Annotated in this window: 19 protein-coding genes; 9 read left to right on the top strand and 10 right to left on the bottom strand. The window is 75.0% G+C overall.

Annotation, left to right across the window (positions count from 1 at the left end):
- Positions 1-21 precede the first annotated feature (21 nt).
- The 4 genes from egtD to egtA are packed head-to-tail and all read right to left on the bottom strand — an operon-like array spanning position 22 to position 4446.
- The gene (gene egtD / locus IE172_RS22100; protein WP_190099017.1) at positions 22-984 is read right to left on the bottom strand and encodes an L-histidine N(alpha)-methyltransferase; all 963 of its coding nucleotides are present in this window, start codon (positions 982-984) and stop codon (positions 22-24) included.
- Complete coding sequence (gene egtC, locus IE172_RS22095) at positions 981-1784, bottom strand: ergothioneine biosynthesis protein EgtC (RefSeq protein WP_190099016.1); 804 nt, start codon at positions 1782-1784, stop codon at positions 981-983. The genes egtD and egtC overlap by 4 nt, the downstream gene beginning before the upstream one ends.
- Complete coding sequence (gene egtB, locus IE172_RS22090) at positions 1784-3100, bottom strand: ergothioneine biosynthesis protein EgtB (protein WP_190099015.1); 1317 nt, start codon at positions 3098-3100, stop codon at positions 1784-1786. Before egtB ends, egtC begins: the two co-directional genes overlap by 1 nt.
- Entirely contained in the window at positions 3097-4446 is a 1350-nt protein-coding gene (gene egtA, locus IE172_RS22085; protein ID WP_190099014.1) for an ergothioneine biosynthesis glutamate--cysteine ligase EgtA, read from the bottom strand. Before egtA ends, egtB begins: the two co-directional genes overlap by 4 nt.
- 302 nt (positions 4447-4748) lie before the next feature.
- Between egtA and IE172_RS22080 the strand changes: the two genes are divergently transcribed.
- On the top strand, positions 4749-5624 hold the full coding sequence (locus IE172_RS22080; protein ID WP_190099013.1) for a TIGR02452 family protein: 876 nt from the start codon (positions 4749-4751) through the stop codon (positions 5622-5624).
- Here the strand turns inward: IE172_RS22080 and IE172_RS22075 are convergent.
- Both IE172_RS22075 and IE172_RS22070 read right to left on the bottom strand, forming a co-directional pair.
- Complete coding sequence (locus IE172_RS22075; protein ID WP_190099012.1) at positions 5578-6024, bottom strand: type II toxin-antitoxin system PemK/MazF family toxin; 447 nt, start codon at positions 6022-6024, stop codon at positions 5578-5580. The two genes, IE172_RS22080 and IE172_RS22075, sit on opposite strands and share 47 nt — an antisense overlap.
- 76 nt (positions 6025-6100) lie before the next feature.
- Positions 6101-6517, bottom strand: a complete 417-nt coding sequence (locus IE172_RS22070) for a pyridoxamine 5'-phosphate oxidase family protein (RefSeq protein ID WP_190099011.1) — start codon at positions 6515-6517, stop codon at positions 6101-6103.
- Positions 6518-6649: 132 nt separating this feature from the next.
- On the opposite strand from IE172_RS22070, the gene IE172_RS22065 reads away from it, so the two are divergent.
- Entirely contained in the window at positions 6650-7186 is a 537-nt protein-coding gene (locus IE172_RS22065; protein ID WP_190099088.1) for a cysteine hydrolase family protein, read from the top strand.
- A 37-nt stretch (positions 7187-7223) separates the two neighbouring features.
- Entirely contained in the window at positions 7224-7415 is a 192-nt protein-coding gene (locus tag IE172_RS22060) for a hypothetical protein (RefSeq protein WP_190099010.1), read from the top strand.
- A 29-nt stretch (positions 7416-7444) separates the two neighbouring features.
- Here the strand turns inward: IE172_RS22060 and IE172_RS22055 are convergent, their stop codons facing one another.
- A complete protein-coding gene (locus IE172_RS22055) occupies positions 7445-7900 on the bottom strand; it encodes an archease (protein ID WP_190099009.1) in 456 nt (151 codons plus the stop codon).
- 79 nt (positions 7901-7979) lie between these two features.
- On the opposite strand from IE172_RS22055, the gene IE172_RS22050 reads away from it, so the two are divergent.
- Positions 7980-8627: a phosphoribosyltransferase gene (locus IE172_RS22050; RefSeq protein WP_190099008.1), complete on the top strand. Its 648-nt coding sequence runs from the start codon at positions 7980-7982 to the stop codon at positions 8625-8627.
- Positions 8628-8669: 42 nt separating this feature from the next.
- On the opposite strand, the gene IE172_RS22045 is transcribed toward IE172_RS22050, so the two are convergent.
- Together IE172_RS22045 and IE172_RS22040 are read right to left on the bottom strand one after the other, a co-directional pair.
- Positions 8670-9860: a CaiB/BaiF CoA transferase family protein gene (locus tag IE172_RS22045; protein ID WP_190099007.1), complete on the bottom strand. Its 1191-nt coding sequence runs from the start codon at positions 9858-9860 to the stop codon at positions 8670-8672.
- 80 nt (positions 9861-9940) lie between these two features.
- Positions 9941-10177 carry a hypothetical protein gene (locus tag IE172_RS22040; RefSeq protein ID WP_190099006.1) on the bottom strand — a complete coding sequence of 79 codons (237 nt, stop codon included), beginning with the start codon at positions 10175-10177 and terminating at the stop codon, positions 9941-9943.
- Positions 10178-10301: 124 nt separating this feature from the next.
- Between IE172_RS22040 and IE172_RS22035 the strand changes: the two genes are divergently transcribed.
- Entirely contained in the window at positions 10302-11207 is a 906-nt protein-coding gene (locus IE172_RS22035) for a LysR family transcriptional regulator (RefSeq protein ID WP_190099005.1), read from the top strand.
- Between the two features lie 88 nt (positions 11208-11295).
- Here the strand turns inward: IE172_RS22035 and IE172_RS22030 are convergent, their stop codons facing one another.
- Entirely contained in the window at positions 11296-11874 is a 579-nt protein-coding gene (locus IE172_RS22030) for a TetR/AcrR family transcriptional regulator (protein WP_190099004.1), read from the bottom strand.
- A 297-nt stretch (positions 11875-12171) separates the two neighbouring features.
- Here IE172_RS22030 and IE172_RS22025 point away from each other — a divergent pair, with 297 nt between their 5' ends.
- The 4 genes from IE172_RS22025 to IE172_RS22010 are packed head-to-tail and all read left to right on the top strand — an operon-like array spanning position 12172 to position 16997.
- The gene (locus tag IE172_RS22025; protein WP_190099003.1) at positions 12172-12729 is read left to right on the top strand and encodes a (2Fe-2S)-binding protein; all 558 of its coding nucleotides are present in this window, start codon (positions 12172-12174) and stop codon (positions 12727-12729) included.
- Positions 12726-13718: an FAD binding domain-containing protein gene (locus IE172_RS22020; RefSeq protein ID WP_190099002.1), complete on the top strand. Its 993-nt coding sequence runs from the start codon at positions 12726-12728 to the stop codon at positions 13716-13718. The genes IE172_RS22025 and IE172_RS22020 overlap by 4 nt, the downstream gene beginning before the upstream one ends.
- Positions 13715-15844, top strand: coding sequence for a xanthine dehydrogenase family protein molybdopterin-binding subunit (locus IE172_RS22015; protein WP_190099001.1), 2130 nt, complete (start codon positions 13715-13717; stop codon positions 15842-15844). Before IE172_RS22020 ends, IE172_RS22015 begins: the two co-directional genes overlap by 4 nt.
- Positions 15837-16997, top strand: coding sequence for an XdhC family protein (locus IE172_RS22010; RefSeq protein ID WP_190099000.1), 1161 nt, complete (start codon positions 15837-15839; stop codon positions 16995-16997). The genes IE172_RS22015 and IE172_RS22010 overlap by 8 nt, the downstream gene beginning before the upstream one ends.
- Positions 16998-17504 lie beyond the last annotated feature (507 nt).

Below are 17504 nucleotides of genomic sequence, written 5' to 3'. Positions count from 1 at the left end.
GGCCGGCTCGTGCCGCCGGTGTCAGCGGGCCGTGCTCAGTGACAGCGCGAACCGCCGCTCCTCGTCCGTCCACCACCGGGTCAGCTCCAGTCCCGCGGAGGACAGTTCGGTACGCACCCCCTCCTGGCGGAACTTGGCCGACACCTCGGTGCGCAGATCCTCGCCCGCCGCGAAGTCCACGGCGAGCCCCAGTGCGGGGATCTTCACCGTCTGCGTCGCGCGGGAACGCAGCCGCATCTCGATCCACTCGTGGCCGGCGTCCCACACCGCCACGTGGTCGAAGGCGTCCGGATCGAAGTCGGCCCCCAGCTCGCGGTTGACGACGGCCAGGACGTTCTTGTTGAACGCGGCCGTCACCCCCGCCGCGTCGTCGTACGCCCGGACCAGTACCCCCTCGTCCTTCACCAGGTCGGTGCCCAGCAGCAGGGCGTCGCCCGGCGCGAGCAGGGCGCGGACGGAGGCGAGGAACGCGGCCCGTTCGGCGGGCAGCAGATTGCCGATGGTGCCCCCGAGGAACGCCACCAGCCGCGGCCCCGGAGTGTCGGGCAGCGTCAGCAGGGCGGTGAAGTCGGCGATCAGCGCGTGCACGTCGAGCCCCGGCCGCTCGGCGGCCAGCGCCTGCCCCGCCTGGGCGAGGGCGCTCTCGCTGACGTCGACGGGGACGTACGCGCGCAGTTCCGTGAGCGCGTCGATCAGGTAGCGCGTCTTCTCCGATGACCCGGAGCCCAGTTCGACCAGGGTGCGGGCCCCCGACGCCTCGGCGATCTCACCCGCGCGGGCGCGCAGGATCGCGCGCTCGGCACGCGTCGGGTAGTACTCGGGCAGCGCGGTGATCTCCTCGAAGAGTTCGCTGCCCCGGGCGTCGTAGAACCACTTCGGCGGCAGCGACTTGGGACTGCCGGTCAGGCCCTCCCGGATGTCGGCGCGCAGGGCGGCGCCGGTGGTGTCCTCGGGCAGGGTGCGGGTGAGACGGAACGGACTCACGTAAGGGGCTCCCTCGATGGTGCGGGCGCGCCGGCGGACGACAGGGCGTCGCCGGGCTCCTTGAGCGGGGTCAGCAGGACATCCGTACGGCTCGCGGCGAGCAGGGTGCGGTCGGGGACCTCCCGCCAGTGCGGGTCGTCGTCGTAGGGCTCGGACGCCACGACGGTGCCGCCGCCGGTCCGGGTGAGGTACCACAGGGTGTCGCCCCAGGCGGTGGCGGTGACGGTGTCCCCGTTGGTGAGCAGCAGGTTGAGCCGGGCCCCGGGGGCCGCCGCGGCCACCTCCAGGACCGTGTCGGCGAGCGCCTGGCCCTCCTCGTCACCTGCCCGCAGCCGGGCCAGCACCAGCGCCCACACGAACGCGGAGTCGTTGCGCGCCTCCAGCGACAGCACGTCCTCGGCGGGCAGGGCCGTGACCAGGGGCGCGAGCGAGCCGGGCCAGCCCGGCACCGCCCCGTTGTGGCTGAACAGCCAGGTCCCGGCCGTGAACGGGGCCGCCGCCGCCTCCGCGTCGGCGCCCGACAGCGTCGCGTCCCGCACGGCGGCCAGCAGCGCCCCCGTGCGCACCACGCGGGCGAGGTCCGCGAACGACAGGTCCGCCCAGACGGGCCCGGCCCGGCGGTAGCGGGCCGGCACCGGATCGTCCTGCGCGTACCAGCCCACCCCGAACCCGTCGGCGTTGACCGTGCCGTACCGCTGCCGCCGGGGCGCCCAGGACTGCCGGTACAGGCCGTGCGGCGGGGACACGAGCAGCTCGCCCAGCGCCGCCTCGGGCCCCACGTAGGCCACGTGGCGGCACATCAGACGCTCTCCGAGCGTGCCGTGCGGAACCCGGAGAAGATCTGCCGTCGCACCGGCAGGTCCCAGTTGCGGAACGTGCCCCGGCAGGCCACCGCGTCCACGGCGAACGAGCCGCCCCGCAGCACCTTGTGCTCCGGCCCGAAGAACACCTCCGAGTACTCCCTGTACGGGAACGCCCTGAACCCGGGGTACGGCAGGAAGTCGCTGGCCGTCCATTCCCACACGTCACCGATCAACTGCCGTACGCCGAGCGGGGACTCACCGGCCGGGTAGCTGCCGGCGGGCGCCGGACGCAGGTGCCGCTGGCCGAGGTTGGCGTGCTCGGGCCCGGGGTCGGCGTCGCCCCACGGGTAGCGCATCGGGCGGTCACCGGCCGGGTCGTGGCGCGCCGCCTTCTCCCACTCCGTCTCGGTGGGCAGCCGGCGCCCGGCCCAACGGGCGTAGGCGTCCGCCTCGTACCAGCACACGTGCAGCACCGGCTCGTCCGGCGGCACCACCTCGGTGACGCCGAACCGGCGCCGCAGCCACTGCCCGCCGTCCCGGTGCCAGAACAGCGGCGCGGTGATGGAGGTGCGGCGGATGTGGGCCCAGCCCTCGGCGGTCCACCAGCGGGGCTCGTCGTAGCCGCCGTCCTCGATGAACGCCTGGTACGCGGCGTTCGTCACCGGAGTGGTGTCGATGTGGAAGGGCGCCACCTCGCGCCGGTGCGCGGGCCGTTCGTTGTCCAGCGCCCACGGCTCGTCCGAGGTGCCCATGGTGAACGGGCCGCCCGGGACGAGGACTTCCGCCGGGCCCGTGTACAGCGGCACCGGGTCCGGGTCCGGGGCGGTGAGGGCCTGCGGCCCCCGGCGGAGCTGGTGGGTGATCAGCATCGTCTCGTCGTGCTGCTGTTCGTGCTGGGCGATCATCCCGAAGGCGAAGCCCGCCTCCGTCAGCCGCGTCCCGTGGAACGCGGCGCCCTCCAGCACGTCCAGCGCCCGGCCGCGCACGTCGGCGGCGTACCGCCGGGCCTCCCGCGGGGGCAGCAGCGGCAGGCTCGGACGTTCGGCGCGCGGGTGCTCGAAGGCGTCGTACAGGCCGTCGATCTCGGGCCGTATCGCCTCGTGGCCGGCGACGGCCCGCAGCAGCCACTGCTCCTCCTGGTTGCCTATGTGGGCGAGGTCCCACACCAGCGGAGACATCAGCGGCGAGTGCTGCGCGGTCAGGTCGGCCTCCTCGACGCAGCTGGTGAGCAGCGTCGTGCGGTCCCGCGCGGTGATCAGCGAGGCGACCGCGCGCTCGCGCAGGGCCTCGGCGTCGAGGGCGGGCTCGGTCATGAGGGGGTGTCCTTCCCGTGCGGAGAAGAGTTGTGCGGGTGCGGGTGCGGGTGCGGGTGCGGGTGCGGGTGGCCGGCGGCCGTGGCGCGCAGGCCGTCGAGGAGGTCGTCGGCGGGGCAGCGGCCGCGGGCGACATAGCGGTCCCGGTACGCCTCCACCGCGTCGACGACCCCGGGGGTGGCGCCGAGCCGGGGGAGGGCGCGCAGCGCCGCCGCGAAACAGCTGCCGGCCACCTCGCGCAGCTCCGGATCGGCCAGTCCCACGCGGGCCGCGTCCCGCCACAGCGCGTTGTGCGGCGCGGGCACGCCGTGCGCCCGCTCGGCCAGCGGCTTCACCGCGCGGTAGGCGGTCTCGGCCGCCTCCGGATCCTCGAACAGCGCCGTCGTCACCGCCAGCGGCACGATCCAGCCGTCGTCACCGGGCTGCGCGTCGATCATGCGCAGCTCCAGGTGCCCGCGCGGCCTGACCGGCGGGAACAGCGTGGTCGCGTGGTAGTCGAGGTCCTCCCGGGTGGGGGGCCTCGGGGTGCCGGACCTGATCCACTCGCGGAAGGTCAGCTCCCGCGGTACCAGCCACGGGCCGCCGTCGTCCCGTACGCACATGACGGGGGAGTCCAGGACGTGCCGGGCCCACGCCGCGCGCGGGTCGGCGTCCAGGACGGGACCGCCCGCCCGGCCGGTGCCGATCTGCTCCCAGCGCAGCTGCCGCGTGGACAGCCAGCCGGTCGGACGGCCGTCGGCCAGGGGCGAGTTGGCGAACACGGCGACCAGGACCGCGCCCAGCTGGTGCGCGAGCCACCAGCGCCGTACGTGGCCCAGGGGTCCCGGCTCCTCGTACCCGGCGTCCAGGCACACCTGCACGGAGGCGGAGGCGCGCATCATGGCGCGGCCCGCCGGACCGCCGCGGTCGAGGCAGGCCTCCATGGCGTCGTAGCGCGGTTCGCGCAGGAAGCGGCCGGGTGTCCGCCAGGGCTCGTGACCGAGCCCGGCGAGGCCCAGACCGTCCCGGCGCAGCACCGCGCGGACGGCGTCGAGGTCGGCGGACACGGTGGCGACGCACTCCATCAGGGAGGCGGCGGGCGGCGAGCTCAGCTCCAGCTGGCCGCCGGGTTCGACGGTGAGCGCCGACCTCAGCGGCACACTCCGCACGGCGGCGTAGGCCGCCGTGAGGCGTTCGGAGGTCAGGGGGAGCCGCGGGTCCCGCAGCTCGTGGACGAGCCATTCCACCTCGACACCGAGGCGGCGCGGCGGTCCGGTCTTGAAGCAGATGCCCCGCACCAGGGCTTCCACCTCGGCTTCGGTGACGGTGGTTCGTGACTGCGCGCAGCCACCTTCCGCATCGGACATGTGGGGGATCCTCCTGAGATTCCACCATGTCGCCGGCCCGGATGTTCGATGGTCCCGGCCGGCATCAACCCGTCCACCCAAAACCTTCGCGCCGCCGGGCACAAGGGCGCCTGGCGGGCGTACCGGTGCGGTCCTCCCTTCGTCCGGCCCGCTGTCCAGGGGCTTCGGCGCCCGCGCGCCGGGCCTTCGCGACGCGGGGAAACTCCGTTGCGCCGCATCACCAGCATCGCTCAGGATGCGTGCATGAGCACGACGGGGGAGAGCGCACGGCGTACGGTCACGGCGGCTACGGGGGTGGCGCCGTGAGCGCGCGCCTGCGGGGCATCGCCCGGGAGACCGAGCTGATCGTCGCGGCCGGGGGCTACCGCGCGCCCGGTGGGCACGAGGTGTCCCTGGCGGCGGACATCGACGCGGCGCGGGACGGTACGCGGGTGTACGGGCCGGAACCGGTTCCGGTCCCGGCGTTCCGGCCGGCCGTGACCCGGTTCGAGGTCACCGGCGAGAGCAGCTTCGAGGCCGCCCGCAGGCTCGCCGGCGCGACGGCCGTGCTCAACTTCGCCTCCGCCCGCAACCCCGGCGGGGGATACCTCAACGGCGCACAGGCCCAGGAAGAGGCCCTGTGCCGGGCGTCCGCGCTGTACACCTGTCTGCTGCGGGCCCCCGGCTACTACGACCACCACCGCGCCCACCGCGACCCGTTCTACACGGACCGGGTGATCCACTCACCGGCCGTGCCCGTCTTCCGTGACGACCGGGGCCGTCTGCTGGACGTGCCGTTCACGGCCGGGTTCCTCACCTCGCCCGCGCCCAACGCGGGCGTCGTCCTGCGCACGGCGCCGGAGCGGGCGGGCGAGATCCCGCACGCCCTGACGGCGCGTGCCGGACGGGTGCTGGAGACCGCCGCCGCCCACGGTTACCGGCGGCTGGTGCTGGGCGCCTGGGGCTGCGGGGTGTTCCGCAACGAGCCGGCGCAGGTCGCGGCGGCCTTCCGGACCCATCTCGCGCCGGGCGGCCGGTTCGCCGGGGCCTTCGAGCACGTGGCCTTCGCGATCCTGGACCGCACCCGGGACAGCCCGGTCCGCGCCGCGTTCGCACGCACGCTCGGCGACCTGCTGTCCGGGCAGGCCGGGATCAGCTCCAGCCGTACCGCTCCCGCAGCCGCTGACGTACGAGATTGAAGCGCATCCGGTCCAGCGCGCACGCCTCGCGGCGCATGCCGTCCTCGTGCAGCCGCAGCACCCGGTCCACCGCCACCCACGAGTCGCGGCCCGACCGGTCCCACGGCCCGCTGCCGATCGGAACCCACTCCCGGCCCCCCTCGCGCCGCCTGCTGGACAACTGCACGGCGAGCACCGTCCCGCCCGCCTCGCGGGCGACGACGAGCACCGGACGGTCCTTGCCCCGGCCGTCGTTCTCCTCATAGGGCACCCAGGTCCAGACGATCTCCCCGGGATCGGGGTCGCCGTCGTGCGCGGGCGAGTACTCGGTGCGCACCCGGCCCACCTCACCGGGCAGGGCCTCGACGGTGGCGGAAGGGCCGTGGCGGCCCGGGGCGTTCTCAGGGCTGAAGGCGGTCACAGCCGTACCGTACGGCACGGCCGTGACACCTCGTCGGGTCGCCCCCGGGCGGCGGCGGGGGCGGAGCGGGGGCGCCTCAGCCGGGGATGCCCGTGAGTTCCCGGCCCGTCACCATCTCGGCCTCGATGCGGACGAACACGCCGTCGTGCATGGGCATCCAGGACTGCGGGCCGGTCCGCAGCAGACGCTCGTGCTCGGCCGGGTCGGTGACCACGGCGGCCCGGCCCGTGACCACCACGCTCCAGCCGGCCCGCAGCTCCGCCCGGAAGTCGTCGGCCTCGAAGGCGACCACCACCCCGTCGACGGCCCGCACCAGCTCGGAGGCGGCGGAGGTGCGCAGCACCACGGAGGAGTCCGTGTCCAGGGAGAAGTTCAGGGGCAGGACCGCCGGCAGGGCCTGCCGGGTGTAGACGACGCGACCGACCGGCGCCTTGGCCAGCAGGCGCAGGCACTCCTGCCGGTCGAGCAGGCGGAAGCCATCGGTGTGGATCATTTGTCCATCGTCGGGGACGCCACCCGGCGCGGCTAGGGCCGGACGGCCCTGATGACCGCCGACGTGAGATGCCGCCCGCCGAGCGCGGAGCTCACCATGTTCGACTCGCCCCGGCGGTGGAACCCGGGACGCATGGGCAAGACCGCGCTGACCGTCATCGACATGATCAACACCTACGACCACCCGGACGCCGAGCAGCTGATCCCGTCCGCCGAGTCGGTCGTACCGGTCGTCTCGGGCCTGCTGGAACGGGCACGGGAGCAGGACGTTCCGGTGATCTACGTCAACGACAACTTCGGCGAGTGGCGCTCCCACCACGGCGAACTGCTCGACAAGGCCCTGGCGGGACCGTACGCGCACCTCGTGGAGCCGTTGCGGCCGGACGACTCCTCCCTCTTCGTGGTCAAGGCCCGGCACTCGATCTTCTTCGAGACCCCGCTGGGCTATCTGCTCAACCAGCAGGGCATCGACCGGCTCGTGCTGTGCGGCCAGGTGACGGAGCAGTGCGTCCTGTACTCCGCGCTCGACGCGCACATCCGGCACCTCGACGTGATCGTCCCCCGCGACGCCGTCGCCCACATCCACGCCGATCTGGCGGACGCCGCGCTGCGGATGATGGAACGCAACATGGGTGCGCGGGTGTGCGCCGGCGACGAACTGTGGACCTGACGCCCGCGCCGCCCGGCCCGGACGCAGCGACGTCGACGTGACGGTGGTGGTCGAGGGCCCGCTTCCGCGCGGGGCGAGGGCCGAACCGGCCGCCCGGCCGGCCCGTCCCGCCCTGCCCTGCCCCGCGGCGGGGCTGGAACTGGTCGTGTGCCCGGCCGCGTTCACCACCCGCCCGTCCGGCGGTGCCGGAGGGACTCCCGGTCCGCTCCTCGAGCGCGAGCGGGGCTGAGGTCAAGCGCCGCGGAGGCCGGAGGTGGGTCAGGCGTCGATGGTGACGGCGCAGGTCCAGCCGTACGGGCCCGGGCCGATACGGAGGTCCTGCCAGGTCACGGTGGTCGGGGCCGCTCCGGTGCGGGGCACGTCCGACAGGGCCGCCACCGCCAGGCGCACGTCGAGACCGCCCTCCGTCGCGTCCGCCTCCACGTCGACCGGCACCTGCCCGTACTCCTCCAGCCGGTACAGGATCTCGTCCAGCAGAGCGGCGAGGAGATCGTCGTCGCTGGCCGCGTCGAGCCGGATGCGGCCCGCGCCGGTCGGTCTCACCCCGGAGACGTCGGCGAAGCACTCCACCACCGCCGTCACCGCCTCCGCCAGGCAGTTCTCCCGGCTCGACGCCCACGCGTCGATGCGGACCTCGTCCTCCTGCGCCACCGCACGGTGCCCGCTCCCGCCCGGCCGACCCTCCTGCCCGTAGCCGCCCGTGTCACCGACCATGACCCACGACTGCCCGGGGCTCGCGCGCCCATGCCCGGCAGCGGTGCTTCGGATGCCGCGACGGGGGTACGCGGGAGCCATGCGGTTCCGTGATCGCCGGGAGGCCGGCCGGGAACTGGCCGCGCGGCTGCGGGAGCGGCAGGACGAGGGCGCCCTGCCCGACCCGGTCGTGCTGGCACTGCCCCGGGGCGGTGTCGCCGTGGCCGCGGAGGTCGCGGGAGCACTCGGCGCGCCGCTCGACGTCCTGGTCGTACGGAAGGTCGGTGCCCCCTTCCACGAGGAGTTCGGCGTCGGCGCGATGGCCGGTGACGGAGTCCCGGTGTTCGACGACGACGCCCTGCGCGGGCTCGGCCTGAGCGCGTCCGATCTCGCACCCGTCGTCGCCCGCGAGCGCGCCGAACTGCGCCGCCGGGAACGGCTCTACCGCGAGGGCCGGCCCGCTCCCGACGTGCGCGGACGGACCGTGATCGTCGTGGACGACGGACTGGCCACCGGGTCCACCGCCCGGGCCGCGCTGCGTTCCCTCCGCACCGGGGGCCCCGGCCGGCTGGTGCTGGCCGCCCCGGTCGGTTCGCGGCAGGGCGTGGCGCTGATGCGTGCCGAGGCCGACGAGGTGGTGTGTCTGCACCAGCCCGCCGCGTTCATGGCCGTGGGGCAGTGGTACGACGAGTTCGGGCAGCTGACCGACGAGGACGTGCTGGGGGCGCTGCGCGCGAGCCGGGCGTAGCCGCGCGTGCCGTTCTCGGACGACGGTGTCCGCGCGCACGTCTCAGACGACGGCGTCCGCGCGCAGGGCCGCGATCTCCTCGGCCCCGTGGCCCAGTTCGGTCAGGATCGCGTCCGTGTGCTCGCCCACGGCGGGCACCGGGTCCATGCGGGCCGGCACGCCCGCGAGGTCGGCCGGCGGGAGCAGCGCCTCCACCGTCGCGCCCGGCACCGCCACCTCGCGCCGGCGGCCGCGTGCGGTGAGCACGGGATGGTCGAGGAACGCGGCGACGTCGTTGACCCCGGCGCAGGCGATGCCGGTCGACTCGAGTTCCTTCAGCAGATCCTCCGCGTCGTCGCGGGCGCAGCGCTCGGCGACGACCGCGTTCACTTCCTCCCGGTGCGCCACGCGGGCGGAGCCGGTCGCGAACCGCGGATCGTCGGTCAGCTCCGGCCGGCCGAGGAACCGGGAGCACAGGGCCGCCCATTCGCGCTCGTTCTGGACGGAGAGCAGCACCTCGCGGCCGTCCGCGGCCCGGTAGGTCCCGTAGGGGGCGATGGTGGCGTGCTGGGTGCCCAGGCGAGAGGGCTGGCTGCCGCCGTAGCGCGTGTAGTAGGCGGGCTGGCCCATCCACTCGGCCAGCGCCTCGAACAGGGACACCTCCACCGGGTGCACCGTGCCGGTGGTGGCACGGGTGTACAGGGCGGTCAGCACCCCGCTGTACGCGTACATCCCGGCGGCGATGTCGGCGACGGAGATCCCGGTCCGGGCGGTCTCCTCCGGCGTGCCGGTCAGCGACACCAGACCCGTCTGGCACTGCATCAGCAGGTCGTAGGCCTTGCGGTCCGCCCACGGGCCGCTGGTGCCGTAGCCGGAGATCGTGCAGGGGATCAGCCGCGGGTAGCGGCGGGTGAGTTCCCCGGTCCCCAGGCCGAGCCGGCCGGCGGCACCCGGCGCGAGGTTCTGGACGAACACGTCGGCGTCCGCGAGCAGCCGGTGCAGGATCGCGCGGCCCCGCGGGTCCTTCAGGTCGAGGGTGAGGGACTCCTTGGAGCGGTTGATCCACACGAAGTAGCTGGAGTGGCCGTGGACGGTGGTGTCGTAGCGCCGGGCGAAGTCTCCCTCACCGGGCCGCTCCACCTTGATCACGCGCGCGCCGAGGTCGGCGAGCTGCCGGGTGGCGTAGGGCGCCGCCACCGCCTGCTCCACGCTGACCACCGTCACCCCGGACAAGGGGAGTCCCCGCACGTCCACGCCTCCCTGCCGGTTCCCGGAACACCGCTTGACGATTAGTACGGCGGGGGCCGCCGCCTGTCAACGGCCGTCCGGTCCGCTCACCGGCCGGTCCGGCCGGACGGGGCGCCGGCCGGACGGCCGCGGGACACGACGCGGGCGCCCCGCTCGTCGACCGTGCGGACCTGGAGGGAGCCGCAGCCGCAGCGGGTCCACACCGTGCTGCCCGTCGCGGTGCCGTGCCGGGAGACCAACCGGAAGGGTTCGGCGTCGTCGGGCCACCCGCAGTAGGGGCAGCGGGTGGTGGTCCTGCCCGTGGCGCCGGTGGTGCTCGTCATGGTGCCTCCTCGGTTCCTCGCGTGCCTCGGTTCGTGTCGGTCGTCGCGACACGGCCAGGGTGCGCCGTCACATTCGTACACGTCCAGGTTGACTTTCTGTACGTCACCGTGAAGCGTGGGCTACATGATCGATCTGCGCCGGCTGCACGTCCTGAGGGCGGTCGCCCACTACGGCACGGTCACCGCGGCGGCCCGCGCCCTGCACTTCACCCCGTCGGCGGCCTCCCAGCAGATCCGTCAGCTCGCGCGTGACCTGGACGTCGTCCTGCTGGAGCCGCAAGGGCGCGGGGTTCGGCTCACTCCGGCCGCCGAGAGCCTGCTGTCGCACGCCGACGCCATCCAGGCACGCTGGGACCAGGCGGAGCTGGACCTGCGGGCCGACCGCGACGCCCCGGCCGGCGTGCTGCGCGTGACCGGGTTCCCGGTGGCCGTCTCGGTGCTGCTGGCACCGATGGCGGCCCGGCTGCGCGAGCGTCACCCGCGGCTGTCGGTGCGGATCGCCGAGGCGGGGGTGGGGCAGAGCTTCGACCTGCTCTTCGAAGGTGCCGCCGATCTGGCCGTGCTGGAGTCCACGCCGCTCGATCCACCGCTCGGCGACGCCCGGTTCGACCGGGAGCCGTTGTTGGAGGACCCGTTCGACCTGGTGGTCCCGGCCGGTCATCCGCTGGCCGGGGCCGAGCGGATCGACCTCGTCCGGGCGGCCCGTGAGCCGTGGATCGCGCCGGCGCCGGAGAGCCCCTGCCGGCTGCACGTCATGTCGGCGTGCGGTGCCGCCGGTTTCGCCCCGGACGTCGTCCACCACGCCCACGACTGGAACGCGATCGCCCATCTCGTCGCCCACGGACTCGGCGTCGCCCTGATCCCGCGCCTGGCCCGTCCGGCCCCTGACCTGCCGATCGTCCGGGTGACCTGTGCGGGCAACCCGCACCGCGCCCTGCTGACCTGCACCCGCGGCGGCGGCCGCGCCCGCCCCGCGGTGCGGGCCGCACTGCGCGAACTGAGGGAACTGGCGGCGACGGCGGTCGCCTGAGAAGGGGCGACGGCCGCGGGCGCCCGACGACACCGGCCGCCCGGGCGCCGTGTCCCGCGCGGGACGACGGCCGTCCGGGCCCCGGGGCCTACCGTCCGGGCGCCCCCACACGCAGGCCGTCCATGACCAGATCCAGCAGCCGCGTGGCGCGCAGCCGCCAGTCGCCGGCCGGGTCGAGCAGCCACAGTCCGCCGATGGCGAGGACGAAGTCGTCCGCGGTCACCCCCGGGCGGATGACCCCGGCCTCCTCGCAGGCGCGCAGCAGGACCTCGGCCGCGTCGGTGAGCGGATGCGGGGGCGGCTTGCCGGGACTCCCCGGACCGCTGGTGGCCTGCCGGATGGCGTCGGCCAGCCCGGCCTTGGTCATGGCGAACCCGGCGAGCCGGTCCATCCATTCGCGCAGGGCGCGGTCCGGCTCCCGGGTCCGGAGCAACTGGGCCGCGCAGTCGGCGACCTGCCGCATCTCGTGCCGGTAGATCTCCAGGACGAGTGCCTCACGGCTGGGGAAGTTCCGGTAGAGCGTGCCCTGCCCGACGCCCGCCTTCTTGGCGATCACGCTCAACGGGGTGTCCGCCGAGCGCGTGAGTTCGGTCAGGGCCACTTCCAGGATGCGCTCGCGGTTGCGCTGCGCGTCCGCGCGCTGGGGTGCGTCGTTCTGCTGCCCCACTCGTCCTCCTCACGGGCCGTGGCCGAAACCCGTCCTTGCTCAACCGGACAACTGTCCACTACGTTTCCAGGCACCGGACAGTTGTCCGCTTCGGGTCCATCGTATCGGCGGACGCGGACGGCCGCGGCACGCCCCGGAGACCGGCGCCCGCGGCCCCCTTCCGCCCTCCCGCACGGTCCCGGACGCCCCGCGCTCCGTACCGCACCGACCGCCACGTCACCGACCTGTACGCCTTCCCGATCGCCGACCGCACCAACCGACTTGTCCGCCTTCCCGATCGCCGAAAGAAGGCTGCTCATGACCTCCTCGACGTCCAGCACCGTCACCTTGAACATCAACGGCGAGAAGCACACGCTGTCCGTCGACCACCGCACCACCCTGCTCGACGCGCTGCGCGAGCGGCTCGACCTGACCGGCACCAAGAAGGGCTGCGACCAGGGGCAGTGCGGCGCCTGCACCGTCCTGGTCGACGGCCGCCGCACCGTGTCGTGTCTGCAACTGGCCGTCGCCTCCGGCGAACGCGAGATCACCACCGTGGAGGGCGTCGCCGAAGGGGACCGGCTGCACCCCGTCCAGCAGGCGTTCCTCGACCTGGACGGCTTCCAGTGCGGCTACTGCACCCCCGGCCAGATCTGTTCGGCCATCGCCGTCATCGAGGAGCACGCCGCGGGCTGGCCCAGCGCCGTCACCGAGGACGTACGACCGCAGGCGGCACCGCCACCCCTGACGCCCGAGGAGATCCGGGAACGCATGAGCGGCAACCTGTGCCGCTGCGGCGCCTACGTCCAGATCGTCCAGGCCGTCGCCCGCGCGGCCGGCGAGAGCCGCACCGAGACCGAGGAGAGCGCCGCATGAGGGAGTTCGACTACCGGCGCGCCGACGACGTCACCGGCGCGGTGGCACTGCTGGGTGCCGACCCCGACGCCCGCTACCTCGGCGGCGGCACCAACCTCGTCGACCTGATGAAGACCGGCGTGGAACGCCCCGCCCGGCTCGTCGACGTCCGCTCCCTCCCGCTGGACCGGATCGAACCGGCCGCCGACGGCGGACTGCGGATCGGCGCCACCGTCACCAACAGCGACCTCGCCGCCCACCCCGTGGTCCGCGAACGCTACCCGGCCCTCACCCAGGCCGTGCTCGCCGGCGCCTCCGGGCAACTGCGCAACATGGCCACCGTCGGCGGCAACCTGCTCCAGCGCACCCGCTGCGGCTACTTCGCCGACGTCACCAAACCCTGCAACAAGCGGGCACCCGGCAGCGGTTGCCCCGCCGTCGGGGGCGAGCACCGCAACCACGCGGTCCTCGGCGCCTCCGAGCACTGCGTGGCCGTGCACCCCTCCGACATGGGGGTGGCGCTCACCGCGTTCGACGCGACCGTCGCGTACGAAACCACGGACGGGCCGGGGGAGTTGCCGCTGGCCGACTTCTACCTGCCGGTGGGCGACACCCCGCACCGCGAGACCGCCCTGCCGCCCGGCGCGCTCATCACCTACGTCACCCTGCCGCCCGCGCGCCTCGCCGCCCGCTCGCGCTACCGCAAGGTCCGCGAACGGGCCTCGTACGCCTTCGCGATCGGCTCCGTCGCCGCCGCTCTGGAGGTGTCGGACGGTGTCGTGTGCGACGCGCGCCTCGCCTTCGGCGCGGTCGCCTCGAGGCCCTGGCGGGCCCGGCTCGCCGAACGTGTCCTGACCGGCGCCCCGGCCACCGCGGAGTACTTCGCCGCCGCCGCGGACGCCGAACTCGCGGCCGCCAGGCCCCTTCCCGGAAACGGCTACAAGGTGACCCTCCTGCGCAACCTCGTGGTGGCCGTGCTGTCCGAACTCGCCGAGGAGGCCACCCGATGACCACCGCCACGAGCCGCGCCACGACGACGGGCGCGGTCGGCACCGCCCACTCCCGCGTCGAGGGCCGCGACAAGGTCACCGGCGCCGCCCGCTACGCCGGCGAGATCCCCTTCGCCGGCCTCGCCCACGGCCGGCTGGTGCTCTCCACCGTCGCCCGCGGCCGGATCGTCTCCGTGGAGAGCGGACCCGTCCTCGACATGCCGGGCGTGCTCGCCGTCCTGCACCACGGCAACGCCCCGCGCCTGGAGACCGGCTACGTCGGCATGCTGGGCGTGCCGCCCGACCCGACCGCCGCGGTCTTCCAGGACGACCGTGTCCCGCACGCCGGCTGGCCCGTCGCGCTCGTCGTCGCGGAGACGTCGGAGCAGGCACGGGAGGCGGCCGAGGCACTCACCGTCACCTACGAGCGGGAACCGCACGACATCGCGTTCTCCGCCGGCCGTTCCGACGCCCGCCCGGCGGACGGACACATGCCCGCCTCGACGGAGAAGGGCGACCTGGACGCCGAACTCGCCGCCAGCGCCCATGTGGTGGACGAGGAGTACGTCACGCCCGAAGAACACCACGCCATGATGGAACCGCACGCCGCGACCGCCCTGTGGGACGGCGGCCGGCTGGAGGTCGTCGACTCCAACCAGGGCACCACCTGGGTCGCCGACGAACTGGTGCGGATGTTCTCCCTGGACGCGTCCGCGGTGCGGGTGCGCTCCGACCACGTCGGCGGAGGCTTCGGCAGCAAAGGGCTCCGGGCCCACCAGGTGTCCGCGGTGATGGCGGCCACCGAGCTGCGGCGGCCGGTCCGCGTCGTCCTGACCCGACGTCAGATGTTCTCGCTCACCGGCTACCGCAGCCCCACCGCCCAGCGGGTCCGCCTCGGCGCCGGCCCCGACGGCCGGCTGCGCGCCCTGGACCACCGCTCGCTCAACCAGACGTCCACGGTCTGGGAGTTCGTGGAACCGGCCGCCGGCGTCGGGCGGACCCTGTACGACGCCCCCGCCCACCGCACGGAGAACCAGGTGGTCCGGCTGAACGTCCCCTCCCCGACCTGGATGCGCGCACCGGGCGAGGCGCCGGGGTCGTTCGCGATGGAGGCCGCGCTGGACGAACTGGCCGAGCGGTGCGGGGTGGACCCGATCGAGCTGCGGCTGCGCAACGAGCCCGAGCTGGGTCCGGTCTCCGGGCTGCCCTTCGCCGGCCGCAACCTCGCCGCCTGCTTCCGCGAGGGCGCCCGCCGCTTCGGCTGGGCCAGCCGCGACCCGCGCCCCGGCGTGCGGCGCGAGGGGCACCTGCTGCTCGGCACCGGGACGGCGGCGGCCTCCTTCCCGGCCGGCGCCATGCCGTCCACGGCGGCGGTCACCGCGGAGGCGGACGGCACCTTCACCGTGCGGATCTCGGCCGCCGACATCGGCACCGGGGCCCGTACCGCACTGGCCCTGGTGGCCGCCGACGCGCTGCGGGTGCCGGCCGGCCGGGTCCGGGTGCACATCGGCGACAGCGACTTCGGCCCGGCGATGATCGCGGGCGGCTCCATGGGCACCCGTTCCTGGGCCTGGGCGGTCACGGCCGCCGCCGGGGAACTGCGGGACAGGCTCGTACCGGGCGGCACCGTGCCGCCGGAGGGCATCACCGTGCGCTCCGACACCACCGCCGCCGTCGGCGCCCTGGCCCAGAAGGAACGGCACTCCTACGGTGCACAGTTCGCCGAGGTCGCCGTCGACGTCGCCACCGGCGAGGTGCGGGTGCGGCGGATGCTCGGCATCTTCGCCGCGGGCCGGATCGTCAACCCGCTCACCGCCCGCAGCCAGCTGATCGGCGGCATGACCTGGGGCATCTCCATGGCGCTGCACGAGGAAGCGGTGCGCGACAGCGCCTCGGGCGACCTGTACGGCGGCGACCTGGCCTCCTACCACGTGGCGAGCCACGCCGACGTGCCGGCCGTCGAGGCGGACTGGGTGGACGACCACGACCCCGACGACCCGGTCGGGATCAAGGGCATCGGCGAGGTCGGCATCGTGGGCGCGGCGGCTGCCGTCGCGAACGCCGTCTGGCACGCGACCGGAGTGCGCCACCGGCGGCTGCCCATCCGTCCGGACCGTGTGCTGGAGGCGGGAGGCCCGCGTGTTTGACATCGCGGGCGAGCTGCACCGCTGGCTGGCCGAGGGCCGGGAGTTCGCCGTGGCCACGGTGGTGGCCGTGAGCGGCAGCGCCCCGCGCGGCCCCGGCGCCGCGCTCGCCGTCGACCGGGCGGGCACGGCGGTCGGCTCCGTCTCCGGCGGCTGCGTGGAGGGGGCGGTGTACGAGCTGTGCGCCCGGGCGCTCGAGGACGGCGAGACCCGTGCCGAACGCTTCGGCTACAGCGACGAGGACGCCTTCGCCGTGGGCCTGACCTGCGGTGGGGTGATCGACATCATGGTCACACCGGTGCTCGCGCGAGCTCCCTCCCGGGACGTGCTGCGGGCGGCGCTGGCGGCCGCCGACGGGGGCGAGCCCGGGGCCCTGGTGCGGGTCGTCGAGGGCCCGCCGGAGGTGCTCGGCGGAGTCCTGCTGGTGCGCCCGGACGGGTCGTACCGGGGCGGCCTGGGCGGATCCGCGGAACTGGACCGGTCGGCGGCCGGAGAGGCCGGGGCCCTGCTGGACGCCGGCCGCACCGGCACGGTCGCCGTCGCGGCGGGCGCGGCGGGAGCGGAGTCCGGGGCGGGCTCCCTGTGCCCCGGCGGTGTGCGCCTGTTCGTCGAGTCCTCGCTGCCGCCGCCCCGCATGATCGTCTTCGGGGCGATCGACTTCGCGGCGGCGCTCGTGCGCGTGGGGAAGTTCCTCGGATACCGGGTCACGGTCTGTGACGCCCGGCCGGTCTTCGCCACCCGGGCCCGTTTCCCGGAGGCCGACGAGATCGTCGTCGACTGGCCGCACCGCTATCTGCGCGGTACCCCGACCGACGCGCGCACGGTGCTGTGCGTCCTCACCCACGACGCGAAGTTCGACGTACCGCTGCTGAGGGTGGCCCTCGGGCTGCCGGTGGCGTTCGTCGGCGCGATGGGCTCCCGCCGCACCCACGCCGACCGCGCGCTCCGCCTGCGCGAGGCGGGCGTGGGGGAGCGCGAACTGGCCCGCCTGCGCTCCCCGATCGGCCTCGACCTGGGCGCCCGCACCCCGGAGGAGACGGCCCTGTCCATCGCGGCGGAGATCGTCGCCTCCCGCCGCGGCGGCACGGGCGTCCCGCTGACGGACTCGGGGACACCGATCCACCGCGACGGACGCGAGACACCGGCGGCAGCCTGAACGCGCCCGCGGGAACCGCCGGCGGCCGGTTCGGGCGGGGTGCCGTCGACGCTTGGGCGTCGCTCGGCCGGGCTGGGCCCGGGCGCACTGGGCGCGGTGGTTTCCGGCCTCGGGGCGGGTCGTGCGACGGTCGGGACACATCGGCGGCAGCTTGAGCGCCGCCGCGCCGACCGTCGGCGGCCGGTTCGGCCGGGGTGCCGGCGACGCCCGGGCGTCGCCCTGCCGGGCGAGGCCGGCGGGCACCGGGCGCCGGGGTTTCCGGCCCTCGGGGCGGACCGTCGGACGAGGCGGCGCGCGTGGGCCGGGCCCAGGGCGGAGCGGCGCTCACGGCGGGCCGGACGCGGTCGGGGCCCGCCCCGGCCGCCCGGTGCCGGTGCGTCGCCGCGTCGCGGCGCCCGCGTGCCGGGGCGTACGTGCCGGGAGAGCCGGAGGCTGCTTGGGGCCCCGGCTCCCCGGTGTGCGGGTGTCCCGCTCCGCGCGGGAGCCGGTCCGTCGGGCTGCCCCCTG

This window comes from Streptomyces griseoflavus (assembly GCF_014649995.1).
GTDB classification, from domain to species: domain Bacteria; phylum Actinomycetota; class Actinomycetes; order Streptomycetales; family Streptomycetaceae; genus Streptomyces; species Streptomyces griseoflavus.
Note: the sequence above shows the minus strand (reverse complement) of the source record. Positions and strands in the feature narration are given on the sequence as shown.